The organism is Kistimonas scapharcae (assembly GCF_039540975.1).
Lineage (GTDB): Bacteria > Pseudomonadota > Gammaproteobacteria > Pseudomonadales > Endozoicomonadaceae > Kistimonas > Kistimonas scapharcae.
The window spans coordinates 1-16728 of sequence record NZ_BAABFL010000414.1 but is presented as its reverse complement, the minus strand read 5'-3'; the positions used below and the strand labels follow the sequence as shown (position 1 = coordinate 16728).

Below are 16728 nucleotides of genomic sequence, written 5' to 3'. Positions count from 1 at the left end.
ATTTTGCCTGAAGAGCACAGGGGACGCTCTCTTCATTCAATTTAGCCTTACTTCTTCAGATCGTTAAGCGGGAGTTAAGGTTCGTGATATCCAAACCTATCATTTATCGTGCAACCAATATGATGCGGTCGTCGTATGTAATGGTCACTTCCACAAGCCTTACATGCCCACAGCACCCGATTTCTCGGCTTACGACGGTCATCTGACTCATAGCCTCTATTATCGAGAACCTCAGTATTTTTATGGCCAGAATGTCATCGTCGTAGGCGCGGGAAGTTCAGCGGAAGATATCTGTAAGGCATTGAGTCCTGAGGCCCAGCGTGTCTACCAGTGTCGTCGTCCCGACGACAACGCTATATCACCATTACGTCAAGGGCGTTACGGTAGCGGTCACAATATTACCCAACATGCCCTCATTGAGAGCTGTGATAACCGGACCATCAGACTCCGTGATGGCGAGATACTGAATAATATTGACAGTATTATTCTCTGTACTGGCTACCAGTATCATTTCCCATTCATCAGTGGCTCTCTTGCCAGTCTGATCAAAAACACCGGACGCAATGTAGGGCCACTGTATATGGATATTTTTTGTCCTCTTTTACCTGAACTAGCCTTCATTGGTCTGCCAAACAAAGGGCCTTCCAGCCACCTCATGTTCCACCAGGCACGATATGTCGCCAGCGTTTTTTCAGGTGAGACAACGTTACCCTCCAACCGACAAATGCTGGCAGCCTGCCAACATGCAAAATATCCCTATTCGAAGGAGGCAATCGCATCAGGGCAATTACTGGATTATCAGGAACGCAATTTCACCATAATGCCGCTTCTGGCAAGACTGGCCGGCACGGCTTCCGATATCAGCGCCCTGGAAACACTGTACCGAAAACTGGGGCAACATCGTCGCAACTTTCCCGACAACTACCGGGACATGCCCCTGTCGCTCAGCTAACGCATCGGTCAAACCACAGGTTTCACTGTAATTTCCGCAACTCTCAAAAAAATCACTTTTCGAGAGTTGACACTCAAAAACGTAATCTCTAATATGCGCCGCACTTGCTGAGGGGACGCACTCACAGCAAGGTCTGGGTTTCGCCGAGGTGGTGGAATTGGTAGACACGCTGTCTTCAGGTGGCAGTGTCCTATGGACGTGCGAGTTCGAGTCTCGCTCTCGGCACCAACAACCCAGAGACCAAATGAAGCTCACCGCTTCAAAAATGGTGCCGCCCAGGTGGTGGAATTGGTAGACACGCTGTCTTCAGGTGGCAGTGTCCTCAGGACGTGCGAGTTCGAGTCTCGCCCTGGGCACCATTACTTAGAAATTCTCCCAGAAATATATTCTTTTCTTAGCATCACCAAATTCCTTTCTTCTATTGCATACTCCCGTACGCAACAGCGCTATATTTAGCACCTAACCCTTAATACTTTTGCTATCTGGCATTGATTACCATGACATTAGCAACCTGGCTTGGCTTCCTCACGGCCTGCATATTGGTCAGTATTTCTCCCGGCGCCGGCGCCATCAACACCATGAGCAGCGCCAGCCGTTTTGGGCTGATAAAAACCCTGCCCTCCATACTGGGATTACAGGTTGGCCTGCTGATTCACATTCTGGTTATCTCCATCGGTCTCGGCGCCCTGCTGGCAGCATCAGAACATGCCTTCACGGTTATCAAATGGGTTGGTGTTGCCTACCTGATATGGCTCGGCATTCAAAAATGGCGGGAATCACCAGAACCTGCCCACATCAAGACCAATGCTTTAACCTGGAAACTCAAGCCTCAACTGCTGAAAGCGGTGCTGGTTAACTTGACCAACCCAAAGGCCATCGTCTTTCTTGGCGCCCTGCTGCCGCAGTTTATTGATCCCAGCCAACCTGCCGTACCGCAGATTTCCCTGCTGACAATTACCATGATTACGGTGGATATGATCGTGATGGTCGGTTTTGCACTGCTGGCCGGTCAGCTGCAAAACTTCGTCAGCACCCGGAAACATTTGATTCTGCAAAACCGGTTGTTTGGCAGCCTCTTCATTGGCGCCGGTGGTCTATTGGCCAGCTGGAAAGCCTGAGAGACTATTTCTTCTTCGAAAACATCGGCACTGGATTACTGGCGCTGTCCGCGGACTTTTTCTTTTTCCAGGACAGCATCTGCCAGCAGTGCGGGGAAGGCAACACATAGCCACCGCAGAAATCCACAAGAATCGACATCACCATATTATCCGGCATAACCTGTTTGGCTTTCTTCTTCATCACGTCATCCTCCCTGCTGACTTTTCCCGGCGAAAGATACTGCTTTCAACGTTGGAACTTGCCTCAGCGACTGCTGAACAACTACGAGTACTCAGGATAAGAGAGTGAACTGAATGACGGTATGCCACCTTAGTCGCCACCGCAGAAAAAGCCTGTAAATAAAGGGGTTTCTGTAGGTTATACCTTGGTCGAATCCTACTATCGTCGTAGTGGTTCAAGCCCCGGAAATGTGTCCCTGAGGCAGAACAGCGCAAAGGTGAGAAATAGTGTTGACAAAAACCGGAGTCATCCATATTATTCGCTGCGTCTGGCCGGCTTAGCTCAGTTGGTAGAGCAACTGACTTGTAATCAGTAGGTCGAGGGTTCGACTCCTTCAGCCGGCACCAAAAAAGCCTTGTATAACAAGCACTTAAAAGCCCAGTAAACACAACTGGGCTTTTTTGTTTACTCGATATAGAATCTTACCCATCCCTTTTACCCGTCCCTCGACTATATAAGCATTGGCTGAGCCACTGATGCCCCGTTTAAATATTTCTCATTTCCGTAAGTAAGCCTTACGCATGCAGCATTGAAGGCTTTGAGGGACTTTTAGACTTGGTTACAGAAAACTCAGACAGCATTAGACCTGAAATGCTTTAAGTACAATAATAAGATTTTAAGAAATAGTTCAGCAATAAAGCGTCCATTGTCTTTTATATAATTACAATAAGACGTAATTGAATTAGTAACTATGTCATTTAAGATGATATTGACATGATAGATATAATGACGTTTATGGCTTAGAGCCGCCAAAAGAAATAATTTCCATACTAAAATGAAGATACACTACCCCCTTGCCTTAACAAGGGGGAAATCGTGAGAATCACTCAACATTAAGCATTAGGATTGTATAGGGAAGGAGAAATACCAAAAATCAGTAAGGGGCAACCTCCACTGCCACCACCATTGACTTTAGGCAGTAGCTTACCTAGATGTGTAGTGCTTGTACCGTACGATGCTCCTCGGCCAAGGCTTTTGAAAATACTCTGCAATTCGGTGCATCTCGTGATGATAACCCCTACACTGACAACATTAAGATCATGTAAAAGCCGGAAGTTATTCAGATCTCTATCATAAAAGGGGTCTTTATTATTCCACTCGATCTCAAGGGCAATCCTATTACGATAACAGTCTATATCGTGAGTAGGTGAATCCATCTCTAATCCATCAGCAACGATTTTGATACCAAAGTGCTTCTCTTCCCACTCCCTATCGTACAGAAAACCATCTATAAACTCAGAAACCTGAGATTTACGACCTCCCGGTGTTGTTATGTAGCTTTTTCTAAGCTCAAAGGCAGTCAATACATCAATGATATCTCGCCACTCATTAGGAAAGTCGTGCCTTAGGATTGCGCAAGCATGCTTACGTTCATGAATCTCGTACTTGTCTCTAATTCCTGCGGGTAAAAGTTCGGTGCTCACAATACTATCCAGTTCATATTATACGACTGCCGGATAGTATCACCGTAAAAATTTTGGAGGAAGTGGGGCACATGAGCCCCCTTCCATGCTTTACTTTCGTTTAGCTAGGATCAGACATTCTTGGACATCTCTGTGTCGGTCTCCTTGCCTACCAAGGGTCATATGCTTATAGTCAGTTGAAACCATGTCCAATGCATAAGCTGCCCCAAAAACATCTAAGGCTATAGCCTCTACTGCTTCGATTTCAATCATGCCATTTTTACTATAGCTAAGCACCAAGTTACTGCCTGTGCTTTTTACGCCTTCAAACATATCTTTAAAAGCTTGACTCACTTTTGTTCGAATACAAAACGGCGATTGGTGCCTATTTTCTCTATATCTTCCTTTAACCAACTTACCACTTTTAACCTGTAGTTCTGGGTAATCGTATTTAACAAGCGTTTCTAGTGCGTGATAGAAACGGCTGTAATGAACAAAGCAGTACGGGGGGTCAGCGTAGACAGTACCACCAGAGAAAACACTAAGACAATCTACGAAATCAAGTGATGTAATAATGTGCTGCTGCTTGTTCATGAATGACGGGACATCCAGTAAAGCATCATTATACTTTCTGGAGAAATAATGCCTTATATCCCTGCGTCGATAGATCATTATATCCTTCATGGACTTAATGTTTTTAGCGTCTCTATACTGTGCGTAATGACCAGTACCTTGGCTTGTGTATGCCATTGCATACATTAAGCTGGCAAGTATTATCGAGTATGATGGCTTACCTTTATATTCATCTGCAACTTCTCTTAAAGCATCGATCCAAAGACACTGCTGAGCCGTCCACCACGTACCGGAATAATTTTTTGTAAACAAGTGATAATCATTAGTGAAATCATTGTTAATAAGCTTTCTATTATTTTCTTCAACATCATTAAAGTGTTTAAGCGTTTCGATATCGTTGTATTGCAATTCATCAGAAATCAAATGCAAATGCTTGTTTACAATATGTTCAGCCTTTTGCAGAATCATATAGGATGTAGGTGTACTTTTATCTTTATATGCTGTGAGGTAAGCTTTCGCTAAAACTGAACTGTACTCCTGAATATCATTGGAGTGTACCTGTACTTGGTCACGTAATGCACCAGACAAACTCGCACTACCAGCAAATAAGTCTAAAACAGCGCCTCCTGCATATACCTCATTTATCCCACTAATCACGAAGTCCATAATTTTCGTTTTTGAACCCATATACTTAATGTAATGGGGATATTCATGAGATTCTAAAAGATTTGGCCGTAAGGTATCGGTTAACATGTAATTACCCAATTAGAGAGCTGAACGCTTACCGTCAGCGATATTTTTACTATTGATCAAATCCTTGTGTACTTGCACCAACAACCACTCCTTCATCGTAAGACCTCTCTCCTTTAACGCTCTCCTAATCTGAAGTTTCAACTCAGGGTCTAACTCTATAACTAACCTTCCACTATTACCTACTGCCATACCTGTACCACATATGTTATGTTACATAACATATGTTGAAGGATATGGTGACTTAAAGCAAGTAGGAAAAACAACTATCAGCGTAACTATAATAAGCAGAAATGCGATCAGGATACGGGTTTTATTGTCTAAACATAAAACTTTTATCATGAGTGGCGACAGTACCTGAAAATTATGTGTTTTTATTATTGTTAATTAACAATTTATAAATATTTTATGCAAATTTGACTTGTTAGTTTATATTTTGAAATGGTGAGTTTAACTTCCAACCTGAAAAATAGATAATTGCTATTCAAGCACAAAAACAGAAATTACCTGTATATAGATATTGATAATATTGAATTCTAATGATTTTACAAACTTCGATATTTTGTAACTCAATCAACACAAACAATCTATTGTTTGTATGTAATTGAATTCAAAGATAATAATGCATCCATATCTTTAAAAACAAAACGAGCAATAATCTTGCTTATTTTATTTATTAAATATTTATTAATATTTAATAGGGAGATATGTGAGATATTAAAAACCCTTATCTCATAGGCTTAATGGCAGTTTTTGACAGCAGTGTTAAGTGCTAGTTAGTCCGACGCATTGTTATAGTTAGTCCGACATATTGTGGTAGTTAGTCCAATGGTTAATTTTAAAGTAATTATTCTCTATTGAATATTACTAATGCGTTAGCACCTTTCCCTTTAATCTGTACATTCCATTTTTCAAATTTATTTATCTTATTAAGCAATGCTATTGTTTTTCTGCAATAGGAATTAAGCGTATTTCTGCTCAAATGATTTATATCTGGATAAAACTTTTCAAGCAAACTAACTATTTTAGATTTTCTTTCGTAATAACTTTTTTTTCCTTTGCCATTTCTTTGAGGAACATACGAACAAAGATATGTATACATCAGCTTTTCAATATTATCCTCTAAAGATAAATAATCTGCTTGATTTATGTGTGAATATTGACCACCAAGAATCGCATTAGCACTTTTTGTGTTAATAGCGATACATATTTTTCCTGTTTTAACATCTTCATAAAATGAGAGCAATTGCATATTATATTTTTTTTTAGTTACCAGCTCCTTAACTATTATATTAACACTAGACAATCTCTCTATAATAATGTCAAAATAAATATAGTTTTTTCCACCTGAGTATCCTGTAGCGTTCATAATATCAGATTTAAAACATGACATATATACAAGAGAATCCTCTACAGAGGTTTCACCAATATTTTTTTCGGAAAAAATTTCGTTTTTTAGTATTAATGCAATTTCATTGCTAGAACTATTGTCAATTTCAATTCCAACACTTCTATCACTACAGAAATTTAAAATTGAAATAAAAAGTTTGTGATCATCAACAGAAAGTGGTTCAAAGCATGTAAACTTCATTTCAACATTATTAAATACTTTTGTTTTATCAAGTTTCAACTTTGACCTATCACCCTTTTTTAGAGGAGTGAATATATTAGCTAAATTTATCTCAGGGCTCATAAATGTATTATTACTAACTACAAAATTATTATTTTGATTTTTGCCTACCATAAACTCTTCCTTTTTTTTCGTTTTTATTTTCAATGTTTATCATAAATGGAACTCTTATTCGCTCAAAATGACATCCATGAATGTCAGGGTTTCTGGAATTAATACGTTTTAATAAAACATTATTAAATTTACCAAAATTGGTTTTACTACCACCGATTACAATATAGTCTTCAGCTTCTTTTTCACTGATATTTTTAACACCAAAATAATAATCAAGTAGCTTTGGAGTGCAAGAAGTTAAAACAGTATTCCACTTGGAGTTGTCAACTATTACACTACCTCCTCTTGAACTGTACTGGTCATTTATCACATCCTTATTTTTACCTGCCTCTTTAGTAATATGGCCAACAACCATTAAGATACAATTTGTGTTTTTAATAACATCTGTCATGCAGTTCAAAACGTAATTCATTTCGGTATTATCTTCTTCTTTTTTGTCATGAAATCTTCTAGCTGTATCACAGATGATTATGTCATTTTTCTGCGCAACTCCATGCAATCTATCAATCCATTTTTTTTCACAAATATTCGGTCTTTCTTCCATGAGATTATCGACACTAAAGTTAGATAGCACCCTTTTTAGCTGATCATCATTTAATCTATTTAATAAATAATGAAATCTATGTTGTAATACAATTTCCGGATCTTCTGCCGGTAAGTAAGTTATTTTAGCATCATCTTTATTTAACCTTAATCCGGTTGAAAGAGACTCTGGATAACCGCAAAGCTCCAGTGCTAACTGCCCAATTAGACTCGACTTTCCTTTTCCCGATCCACCTGAAAATGTTGCTGTATAACTCCCTTGTCTAATTAATGCTGGAAGATAGCTTTCTAGCTTTTCAGGTGGATTTTTTGCAGTTTTATATAAGTCTATAAATGCCATATATCATCCCTTCTCCTTTGTGCCTAAAACTTCAATTTTCATCAACTTATAATATGTTTTAAAAGTATTTATTTTAATTTTACGACCTGTCTCTTTAATGAAAGCTTTATGAAGTTGTTCGTATGTATATTTCTTATTTTTTAACTCATACAACTCTTTTATATGTTCTTTAACAATGTCAATTGTTTTTATTTTACCAATATTTGGTTGTACATCTTTTAAGTGATCGCGAATCATAATCATCATCCTTATTTATTGTTAACTTTTATCCAACTTAATTCCTGGACGATTACAATTATAATACGTTTTTAAAAACGTCCATAAATATTTTCAAAAACAACTGAAAAAAATTTTTATTGGTTACGGCCATAGCTCATCATCCCTTTCATTTTTCTCATTATGCTTTCTTCGCTCTACCTGTGTTCTTGCATTCTTATACATTTCTTCAAAATCAGACTTTTGTTGTTGTTCTGGTTGTTGCTGGGGTTTGTGTTCAAGCTTCAATTTTTCTTGTTTTTTCTGATTATCTCTTAGCTCTTGTATATAGTCCTGCATTTCTTCGTTTGTGATTTTTATATTATGTTTGACAGCGAAGAAACATGCTTTCAATTTGAACCCATCGAAACCTTGTAATTTTATTGTTCCGAATTTTTCCTGTGCTAATAACAAAGCAGCTTCTATATCCTTATCTTCGCTTGACGGCGGAAAGCGAATGTTCGAGCCATGATCAGTAAAGATAGTTTTTTCTTTTCTTTTGAATTCCAATCCTATTTTATCTGAGTACTCATAAGTAATGTCCTTGAATACATCATTGTCTTTTGTGTATTCTTTTATGTTTACTGGTTGCCATCCTCCAGTTGTTTGCAGTGTGTTTTTCTGCTCTCTGCCTTCTCTATAGCGTATACCTCTCTCTGCACTTACAGCGGCTTTATGATGCTCTGAGCCTTTGTTTTTAGCGTGTTCTGCTACCCATTCAGGCCAGCTTTTGAAACGTGTATCAGCGTACTTTCTCTTTAGTTCATTGCGCTCTCTATTGCGTAGCTCGTTTAGCTCTTGCTTTAGCTTTGCTGTCTCGAAAGCATGTTCACTACGTAGTAACTGATATTTGTCTTTTGGAAGTCTACCAGCTTGTTTCTTTTTATTATTGAACTCTATTCGTCTTCTGTCTTTAAACTGCTTGTAGCGTTGTTTTTCTATTGTTCGCTGGTTGTTCCATGCTTTGTTTTTTTCCTGTTTTACAGCTTTGTAGTGCATGTTTTTTTCTTGTTTGTAGGCAGTATGAAGTTTATTCCTTTCTTCATATCTTTTTGCTCTATTAATTTCTCGCTGGGTGTATTTAATATTGTTTTTGCTTTTTGTATTAATATCTTCTTTTAGTTTCTCTAGATTATCGCTTGATTCAGTATTGTGTATTTGTGCAATCCTTTCAGGGTTGTATTTTCGGTCAGGTTTTATATATTCATATGGCACATCAAAGTATTGATATTCACCAAATCTTTTTTCTAATTTTGATTTTGAAAAATAACGACCCATCGAGCTTGCTTTTGTTGCAAAATCATTTGCATTATTTATATCTGAAATTACTAATCCAGAATTCTGTGGTTGTATTTTTAAATTAAACTTTGATAATTGTTCGTGAAATTCGTGCCATGTGGCATCATTATTTTGTTTTAAATATTCTGTCATATATTTTCCAGCATCATCTTTTACGTAGGATTGAAATGACTGACAGCCAGTTTGTACTTCGTAGCTTTCTGCTTTTCGATCTATATTGTTATCACGACTTTTATCATACACATCAGGATTACGAATTATTGATTTATTACCATCATCATCTTGTACAACTATATAGTTACCATTGTCATGACTAAAACCCAGTGCTATTTCAATTTCCCTTGCTGCTTTTGATGCTGTGCTAATAGGCCATGAGGGATTGTGACTTGATGCTTTTTCGTTTATGTGATTGTAATACACTTTATTAATAGCGATGTGTACATGAATATTGTCGGTATTATAATGCATTGCATAAACAGCCTGATGATTACCATATCCCATTTTATCAAGATACATATCCGCAGCTTCAAATACAGTTTCAGGATCAGGTTTTTCGTGTTCAGGCCATGACAAAATATGATGTGCAATTGGGTTTTTAACTCTTGAATTAAAAGATGCTGTTGTTCGCATAATATTTATTGCATCGTCTGTATTATCAGCAATTAAGTTTTTATATTTCACAGTCTCTTTATTATTTGTTTTTTCAGCCTCTTCAATATATTCAATCAATTCTTTAAATGATGATTCACCATCATTTCTTTTTTTGCAAATTATAGGGTTCATTTTATTTCTCCAATTTTATTTTTAATATTTATTAATGTTTGATAAGTATTTTCTTTTTTATCAATTTGACGCTTAAGCAAACTCATTGATTTATCTATCTCACAAAAGTTTCGTGAAGTAGTTATATTTTGAGGGGATATACTTTCTATTTCTTTTAATATTTGCATTGTTAAATCAGCATAAATTCCTAATTCACTGTAATGTAACTTCAGTAATCCATGCCATTTGTTGATTCTGTATAAAGACTGTTTATCAGGTGGGACTACATCTTCAATGGAATATGGTAAATGCAATGCACTTCTTCTTGCTAGTTCACTTATAGAGTACCTATATAATTGTGCAGTATTCTTTATTTCTTCATACTCAAAATCGCTAACTCTAAATCGCAACATGATATCTCTTTCGCCAGAATTAGCTTGCTTTCCGTCAACATCATTAATATTGAAAGAGTTACGAAGATAACCACTGAGTGTTTTAAAATTAGATTTTTTAAAGTTTCTTAATATTTGTTTTTTTTCTTTAACGCAAACATATAAATATATAAATTTATCTCTCTTGTTGTTCATTATTATTCCTATTATTTTTTTTGAAAAATAATCCTTATGGGGGTTTCGGGGGTATACCCCTGAACTGGATGCGATAGAAAATATGCGAATGAAGTGAGTATTTTTCGGTCTACACATAAGCCCGTAAGGGCTGTAGTGTAGAATCGCTATCCAGTCCACCTACACCAATTTTTAATTAAGAATGGTTGTTTATAATATTTTTCATTTATATATTAACAAAATTATTTTATATCTCAAAATTGCTATGTATCTATTTAGTTCTCAAAAGAAGTAGTACTGCCATAATACTTATCGAACTCAAAACTTAAAGTCGATACGTACCAATTAATTCCATATAACAGATAACTGACATCAAAATTAAAAACATATATTTTTTGCTTTTCCCTATAAATTTAAAAAATGTATTATGATTCATAACGTAATTATTTTTCTTTGGCATACAAAACAATTGTCCTACTTATTTATATAGGGAGAGTCGTTGATAATTACAGACGCTATAATTTTGAAGTGCTTTAATAGAATTTAAAACCAAATTAGGAGAGAATAATATGAATAGTGACTATGTGCTTCTTGAAAAATTAAATACTTCTGGAGACTGGCCTTTTATAGACGAAGAATACGAATACTGGAGTGGCCACAGACCTTACAGTATACGTAATAAAAATCAAACAATTGATGGAGTTATTATTAATCCACACTTACCAAAGCTGTTCGAAGCTCGGGCGCATAATAAAAGGCCAAAAGCTGAGATTGAAGACTGGTGGGGTAGAGCTTTTATAAAAACGATAGTAAATATAGAAACTGCAAAAAATGATGTTTTTTTAATCTATGAGGTTCGTTGCTTGGATGGTAGTGTATCGTCTAAAAGTACCTTGTTGAAGCAGTTTATAAACTTAAACCTAGCCATTAATTATGCAAAAAGGTTTAAGATAAAAACAGCGGATTTTGAAGGGGCAGGGTTTTAACTCCATGATTTTCATTTGATGGCATAAAAACCCGCACTCGGCGGGTTCATCATTTATTCACAATCTTTTTTTCTTTTGTTCTTTTCCAGATGATCAATCGTAAATCGTTCAGTATCGAATTTTAAGTGCTCTATTTCTGACATTATGCTCCTGAATAAATTTGAACAGAAACCGACGCGCATTTCTTCATACCCATAAGCCATTGCATTTTCCAACTCTAAGATTTTCATCACTTTTAACGCAACCTCTTTCACTGTTTCATTTATCAGGACAAATAATCTCACATGTTCTTCATTACTAAGCATTATGAATTACCCATGTTGAATGAACAACCCCGCCCCAAGGGGCAGGGTATCAAAACAGACCCAACTATTACTCAACTTTCGTTTCGTTCAGTTGGGTATTTAGCGCTGCAAGCAGCGGGGAATTAGACCCTCAGGGATTAAACACGGTAATCAATAGTAGCCCACCGACAATTCAATGAAAGATCAAATTATTATTTTTCATGCTTGTTTTTAGATCAGTATTTTATACTTGGACAAAAGTACACAATCCTGAATTAACAAGCCGCGAACAAAATGTAATAGATAATTCAGCTTTGTCAACATTATCAATTTTATCATTGATCTTATTTATTGTTGACCAATGGCTGTCCGATCCAGTCCGCAATAAAGCCAATGGTGTTCCAGAGACGCGGTATCACATTGATGATCACTGTGACGAATCCATGTTCCAGTGGGTCAGTCCATTGGCCTGCTCCGGTGTTGTTGCGGGTATGGTTTTACGTAAACGGTTTACCCGGTCGTCCATGGCCGATATTTCACCGGTCATTTTTTCATAGCCGTCTTGCACTTTTGGTCGAATGTTATTAACACTATTTTTGATAAGTTAATTGAGCTTGGAAGAGGAGCATGTAATTAGTTTTGTGTAACACACCCGAAACCAATTCATCACTTAATGGAATTATATTTTTCAAACCTTTGTCAACATTTTAAAAATATGTACTATAATGTGTAAGCACATAGCCTAAGTGTGCAATATGACAATAAAAACAATATTTACAATGCTTGATTTAATGAAAATGCTTGATACTTCATCTGAGTCTTTTGTATTCAGGTTTCTTATTGAGAACAATATCACCTTTCTTGAGTACGATGGTAGGGTTTTAGTCACACAATTAGCGTTCGACAAAGCTACTGAATCTAAACTATTGAATCAAGATATGAATTTGATGACTTACAAAGAAGTTCAGGATGCTACCAGAGTTAAAACTAGAAAACAGATTATACAATTACGTGAAAAGGGTGAATTTCCTCATCCAATTAATCCAACAGCCTCAAAAAATAAATTATGGAAAAAATCTGACATTATTGCCTACAACAACGGTAAGCGAACATGGTAATAAAAAACCATATAAGTATACAGACCTAAATTTGAGAGCCTGTAATTAATTTTCTCAACGTCTCAGCCCTCGCTCTGCTGGCTGTAGCCTATAAAAATGAGATTATTTATGGCTGGGTACTTAATGTAATATTATATTTTGTTTTTTATATTTTTCATTTCATGCGCATCTTCGGGAAGCCTATCCGTAATCTCTTCATATTTTTTGTTAATTATGTTTTTTAAATAATTCCCCCACTTTTTCGACTCTGTCATTTTCTCTTCCAAATATTGTGATTTATTATAAACAGTATGATGCACGCTGTTTTTATCGTCGTCGTTAGTTTTATGCGCCTGTAGTCGCATGATTGTTTTTTCATCACATTTAGCTTCAGTCATTCTGGTTGTCACAGACCCTCTTATCATGCCTATTAAAACCTTTTCTTTACTTGTATCAAAGTTTGTTTTTATGAAAGCATTAAATCTTTTCACCTGTTTGTCAAAACTGTTACTCATCGGCTTTTCTGGAGTTTTTTTTCGCTCAGGAAAAAGAAAATCTGAATCCTCAAAATTATCTTGCAATGCAATTATTTCATTCATAGCTAAACCGTTTATTGGAACAGCATACCACTCATCGTCGTCATTTTTTCCTTGGCCTTTTTTATTTAAAATCATGATATTTGGTATTTTAAAATCAATATCTAAATCTATCCATTCAGCTCGTAAAAGCTGTTCTTGTCGAACACCACCTAAACATAATAAGAGTCTCACCAATCGCCCCAGCTTTTCACCCATTGTATTGATGCTATAGTGCCATAACAGCCAAATTTCACGGTCTGTCAATTGCTCTTTTCCTTTTCCCTCTATCTTTTTTTTCCGAGGAACCGATGACACAGGATTGTATTTTAAACCAATAATTTTCTCAGGCTTGTTTTCGTAATCATAATCTGCCTGTAAACCTTTTGAAAAAGAAGACAGTAAATAACTCCTTAGCCTATTAATAATTGGCTTAGCAACTTTATCATGGTCAATATAAGCATCATTGATAATAGCTAATATATCATCTGATGTAATATCTGAAGCTTTCTTTTTCAGTATACTATTAAATTTTTTTTTACTGAAAATATATTTATTGAATGCGCTTGTGACATCTTCCCAGTGACTTTTTGTTCTATTATGAAGTAAAAATTTTAAGTACCATTCTAAGAATTGTCTGAACGTCATGTGTGTTTTTTCTTCTTTTTTTATCCTTTTCTCTTTCTCAAACTTATCCTTTTTTTCTTTTTTTGCTAATTTTTGACCAAGTATATAATCATCTATAGTACCGGCAATCTTATGATCAGAATATGTTTTCGCTCTTTTTAAAGCTTGCCGTAGTGATATTCCATTCTCATTTTGATTTAATAAATTATGTTGCCCAATGGCCGAGGTGAAAATCTGTTTTAGTTTTTTGTATTTGTAATAAAAATAAACACCTGAAATGTTGACTTCGACACTTAAGCTACCAGCCCCCTTACCTCCAAGACTATAGCTCTTCCGAATTTTATTATTACCCAGCTGACAGAAGTCCTTATACAAGTCAAAAAGTTTGTTGTCAGTCAGGTCATTTATATCATCTGGGAACATACTATATCCTTAGCACCCACTGGGCATTTATCAGATTTTACCTATCCACTTCAAAATATCAACTCTACCCATCCCTTTTACCCATCCTTTTTAGAAACGCATTATAAACGCATGCAAACGTATGTAAACGCATAAAACTCTATAACTATTTGATATTATTAGTTTAACTTGACCTATCTAATATACGTTAATATTATTTAAATATGATTTATTATAATTATTATATAGAGCAACTGACTTGTAATCAGTAGGTCGAGGGTTCGACTCCTTCAGCCGGCACCAATAATATCAAAGGGTTAGCGATTAATAGTCACTAACCCTTTTTTATTGCCTGCGATTTTGGTCGCCGTAGTGGTCGCCGTTCGTGTCGGACTGGAACTGTTATGTCTTAAAGCGACTGATGAAATGCTTGAGCCGGGCGCAGTAATCTGTCTTTTCAAGTAATGACAGTACGTCATGTTACTGCACCAATCCCCCCGTCAATAATTCCGCCTTCGGACAGCTGAAACCTTGTCCACCAGGAAACACTTATCAATATTTCTTAATGATGTTTTCAATATCACCCGAACAATGATTTCCCCGTCCAGACAGTAATGAAAAAACCGCAGCAATCCATACCTTATGGGAATCACATATGGCACATGGCCTGTAATTAATTGCTAACAACCTAGCCTGAGACATATATTCGCCGGGCTAAAACGATGTAGATTTTTCACGTGATAAATACTGCCAACGCGACGATAAAATTTGATTGGAAGCCGTCACCTTCCGGATTAATAGGCAACCTATCTCAATGGCAACTGGAAATGCTGAGAAAATACCCTGATCCGGAAATAGGGGAAATGTACAATCTGCATATCAACTTAGTAAAAAATGAAGAGGTGGCATACCGCTTTATGGGATGGTTTGATGATGAGCAAGGCAGGGTTCAGCATTGGCGCAGAGAAGCTCGTCAAACGGCCCGAGTGAGCTTTTTGATTAAGTTGAAAACCCGAAAGGGGGATGTTGTTACTACTCCTGATGGCCTTCACTTTCGGGATGTTTCATTCAAAGACGATAATAGCCGTTATGATCGTGTTTTCATGATGCGAGCACCGGTCTGAGACCCTACTCTGACCAACCTTCTGATCTTAGAATATAAGCATCGTCGGCATTACCCAGAGCAGCAATGCCTATAATGCGTCGTCCATGACAACACCATTTGCGGGCATCATTCCGCAGGCCAATAGATTTTCACCAGTGGCAGCAGGGTTTTTCCCTCGACATCAAACTGCTCGTAGTGGATGACAATCAGGTTGGCCAGATCGTCGATATCGATCAGGGTGAGCGGTACCGTGGCTCTCTCGGCTTCGTAGCGGGCTTCTCTGCTGAATCCACCGGTACTGACGAAAAGACCACTGTCGCCATCACGCAATGCGCCGAGAAAGCCGCGTATGGCCGGTGAGCCCATGCTGCCTGAGCGGTGCTTCACTTCTACCTTGATGCGCGGTTGCGTCAGGCCGAGACCATCCGGGGAAGCAAACACATCCACCCCACGATCGGGACCTTTGGGTGATACCCGCGTGCGGTAGCCCATGCCTCGAAGCAGGGCTGCAACCAGTTGTTCCATTTCATCAGGCAGCAGTGACTGAATTTTATCTTTAATCAGCTCATGGCTCTGGTCGATGGTCTGGTCTTTTAACTGAACCAGCGCTTCGTCATCATCCGGTGATTCGGGCGATTCAGGAACATCACCATGCAACACCGCCAGCAGTTCAGACATAACCGGTTTGGACAGCGAAAACAGCGTCAGTGTTGAGCCCAGTGAGTTACGGGTGCTTTGAGTCAGCGTGTCACGGGGAACATCCCCCAGCCATTTAACCTGGCGGACGTTGGCGTATTCTCCCACTCGGTTGTTGTCGTCCCTGAACTGGTAATCACCGAGATCTTCACCGATATGGTAAACCCGCAGCTCCGGGTTGTAGGTAATGGTCATGTGGCCAGATTGAATGCTGTCCCGGAACTTGCGGATAATGGCCACAGCATTACTGGTACGACTCGGTTTGGCATTGCCCCACTGCTTGATATAGGCCTGACGAATAGCATCGGTTGTCGTGTAGTTGCGCAAATCACCCAGCTCATTCCAGCCGTGCGTATTCTGGCACAACTTGAACACCGATTCTGGTAACTCTTGAACACCCATTCTGGTAAGTCTTGAACACTGATTCTGGT

General features: G+C 37.8%; 16 protein-coding genes and 3 tRNA genes. 8 read left to right on the top strand and 11 right to left on the bottom strand.

Going from position 1 to position 16728, the window contains the following annotated elements:
* Window positions 1-88 precede the first annotated feature (88 nt).
* The 4 genes from ABD892_RS16045 to rhtB all read left to right on the top strand — a co-directional run bounded on the left by ABD892_RS16045 (window position 89) and on the right by rhtB (window position 2070).
* On the top strand, window positions 89-952 hold the full coding sequence (locus ABD892_RS16045; protein ID WP_345196923.1) for an NAD(P)-binding domain-containing protein: 864 nt from the start codon (window positions 89-91) through the stop codon (window positions 950-952).
* A gap of 142 nt (window positions 953-1094) precedes the next feature.
* A tRNA-Leu gene (locus ABD892_RS16040) sits at window positions 1095-1180 on the top strand.
* 45 nt (window positions 1181-1225) lie between these two features.
* Window positions 1226-1311, top strand: a tRNA-Leu gene (locus tag ABD892_RS16035).
* A 138-nt stretch (window positions 1312-1449) separates the two neighbouring features.
* The gene (rhtB, locus tag ABD892_RS16030) at window positions 1450-2070 is read left to right on the top strand and encodes a homoserine/homoserine lactone efflux protein (RefSeq protein ID WP_345196922.1); all 621 of its coding nucleotides are present in this window, start codon (window positions 1450-1452) and stop codon (window positions 2068-2070) included.
* Between the two features lie 4 nt (window positions 2071-2074).
* Here the strand turns inward: rhtB and ABD892_RS16025 are convergent, their stop codons facing one another.
* Window positions 2075-2254, bottom strand: a complete 180-nt coding sequence (locus tag ABD892_RS16025; protein WP_345196921.1) for a hypothetical protein — start codon at window positions 2252-2254, stop codon at window positions 2075-2077.
* A gap of 307 nt (window positions 2255-2561) precedes the next feature.
* On the opposite strand from ABD892_RS16025, the gene ABD892_RS16020 reads away from it, so the two are divergent.
* A tRNA-Thr gene (locus ABD892_RS16020) sits at window positions 2562-2637 on the top strand.
* 486 nt (window positions 2638-3123) lie between these two features.
* Here ABD892_RS16020 and ABD892_RS16015 read toward each other — a convergent pair.
* The 7 genes from ABD892_RS16015 to ABD892_RS15985 form a co-directional block, all read right to left on the bottom strand.
* Entirely contained in the window at window positions 3124-3714 is a 591-nt protein-coding gene (locus ABD892_RS16015; protein ID WP_345196919.1) for a BglII/BstYI family type II restriction endonuclease, read from the bottom strand.
* Window positions 3715-3804: 90 nt separating this feature from the next.
* Window positions 3805-5019, bottom strand: a complete 1215-nt coding sequence (locus ABD892_RS16010; protein ID WP_345196918.1) for a DNA adenine methylase — start codon at window positions 5017-5019, stop codon at window positions 3805-3807.
* An 844-nt stretch (window positions 5020-5863) separates the two neighbouring features.
* Window positions 5864-6760 (bottom strand): replication protein C, IncQ-type, encoded by an 897-nt coding sequence (gene repC / locus ABD892_RS16005; protein WP_345196917.1) that lies wholly within the window; start codon window positions 6758-6760, stop codon window positions 5864-5866.
* The gene (locus tag ABD892_RS16000) at window positions 6738-7643 is read right to left on the bottom strand and encodes an AAA family ATPase (RefSeq protein WP_345196916.1); all 906 of its coding nucleotides are present in this window, start codon (window positions 7641-7643) and stop codon (window positions 6738-6740) included. Before ABD892_RS16000 ends, repC begins: the two co-directional genes overlap by 23 nt.
* A 3-nt stretch (window positions 7644-7646) precedes the next feature.
* Window positions 7647-7880 carry a hypothetical protein gene (locus ABD892_RS15995; RefSeq protein WP_345196914.1) on the bottom strand — a complete coding sequence of 78 codons (234 nt, stop codon included), beginning with the start codon at window positions 7878-7880 and terminating at the stop codon, window positions 7647-7649.
* 123 nt (window positions 7881-8003) lie between these two features.
* Window positions 8004-9980: a TraI/MobA(P) family conjugative relaxase gene (gene traI / locus ABD892_RS15990; protein ID WP_345196913.1), complete on the bottom strand. Its 1977-nt coding sequence runs from the start codon at window positions 9978-9980 to the stop codon at window positions 8004-8006.
* Window positions 9977-10546, bottom strand: a complete 570-nt coding sequence (locus ABD892_RS15985) for a plasmid mobilization protein (protein WP_345196912.1) — start codon at window positions 10544-10546, stop codon at window positions 9977-9979. The genes traI and ABD892_RS15985 overlap by 4 nt, the downstream gene beginning before the upstream one ends.
* 548 nt (window positions 10547-11094) lie before the next feature.
* Between ABD892_RS15985 and ABD892_RS15980 the strand changes: the two genes are divergently transcribed.
* Complete coding sequence (locus tag ABD892_RS15980; protein ID WP_345196911.1) at window positions 11095-11511, top strand: hypothetical protein; 417 nt, start codon at window positions 11095-11097, stop codon at window positions 11509-11511.
* A gap of 53 nt (window positions 11512-11564) precedes the next feature.
* Here ABD892_RS15980 and ABD892_RS15975 read toward each other — a convergent pair whose 3' ends face one another.
* Window positions 11565-11816 carry a hypothetical protein gene (locus tag ABD892_RS15975; protein WP_345196909.1) on the bottom strand — a complete coding sequence of 84 codons (252 nt, stop codon included), beginning with the start codon at window positions 11814-11816 and terminating at the stop codon, window positions 11565-11567.
* A gap of 734 nt (window positions 11817-12550) precedes the next feature.
* Between ABD892_RS15975 and ABD892_RS15970 the strand changes: the two genes are divergently transcribed.
* Window positions 12551-12913, top strand: a complete 363-nt coding sequence (locus ABD892_RS15970; RefSeq protein ID WP_345196908.1) for a helix-turn-helix transcriptional regulator — start codon at window positions 12551-12553, stop codon at window positions 12911-12913.
* Window positions 12914-13044: 131 nt separating this feature from the next.
* On the opposite strand, the gene ABD892_RS15965 is transcribed toward ABD892_RS15970, so the two are convergent.
* Entirely contained in the window at window positions 13045-14517 is a 1473-nt protein-coding gene (locus tag ABD892_RS15965) for a tyrosine-type recombinase/integrase (protein ID WP_345196907.1), read from the bottom strand.
* Window positions 14518-15233: 716 nt separating this feature from the next.
* On the opposite strand from ABD892_RS15965, the gene ABD892_RS15960 reads away from it, so the two are divergent.
* Window positions 15234-15620, top strand: a complete 387-nt coding sequence (locus tag ABD892_RS15960; RefSeq protein ID WP_345196906.1) for a hypothetical protein — start codon at window positions 15234-15236, stop codon at window positions 15618-15620.
* A gap of 107 nt (window positions 15621-15727) precedes the next feature.
* Here the strand turns inward: ABD892_RS15960 and ABD892_RS15955 are convergent.
* On the bottom strand, window positions 15728-16728 hold a 1001-nt coding region (locus tag ABD892_RS15955; RefSeq protein ID WP_345196904.1), incomplete at its 5' end, for a restriction endonuclease.

Bases quoted from the DNA above. Each gene is read 5' to 3' on its own strand.
- rhtB (WP_345196922.1), top strand. From the start codon at position 1,450: ATGACATTAGCAACCTGGCTTGGCTTCCTCACGGCCTGCATATTGGTC.
- ABD892_RS16010 (WP_345196918.1), bottom strand. From the start codon at position 5,019: ATGTTAACCGATACCTTACGGCCAAATCTTTTAGAATCTCATGAATAT.
- repC (WP_345196917.1), bottom strand. From the start codon at position 6,760: ATGGTAGGCAAAAATCAAAATAATAATTTTGTAGTTAGTAATAATACA.
- ABD892_RS16000 (WP_345196916.1), bottom strand. From the start codon at position 7,643: ATGGCATTTATAGACTTATATAAAACTGCAAAAAATCCACCTGAAAAG.
- ABD892_RS15995 (WP_345196914.1), bottom strand. From the start codon at position 7,880: ATGATTCGCGATCACTTAAAAGATGTACAACCAAATATTGGTAAAATA.
- traI (WP_345196913.1), bottom strand. From the start codon at position 9,980: ATGAACCCTATAATTTGCAAAAAAAGAAATGATGGTGAATCATCATTT.
- ABD892_RS15985 (WP_345196912.1), bottom strand. From the start codon at position 10,546: ATGAACAACAAGAGAGATAAATTTATATATTTATATGTTTGCGTTAAA.
- ABD892_RS15980 (WP_345196911.1), top strand. From the start codon at position 11,095: ATGAATAGTGACTATGTGCTTCTTGAAAAATTAAATACTTCTGGAGAC.
- ABD892_RS15975 (WP_345196909.1), bottom strand. From the start codon at position 11,816: ATGCTTAGTAATGAAGAACATGTGAGATTATTTGTCCTGATAAATGAA.
- ABD892_RS15970 (WP_345196908.1), top strand. From the start codon at position 12,551: ATGACAATAAAAACAATATTTACAATGCTTGATTTAATGAAAATGCTT.
- ABD892_RS15965 (WP_345196907.1), bottom strand. From the start codon at position 14,517: ATGTTCCCAGATGATATAAATGACCTGACTGACAACAAACTTTTTGAC.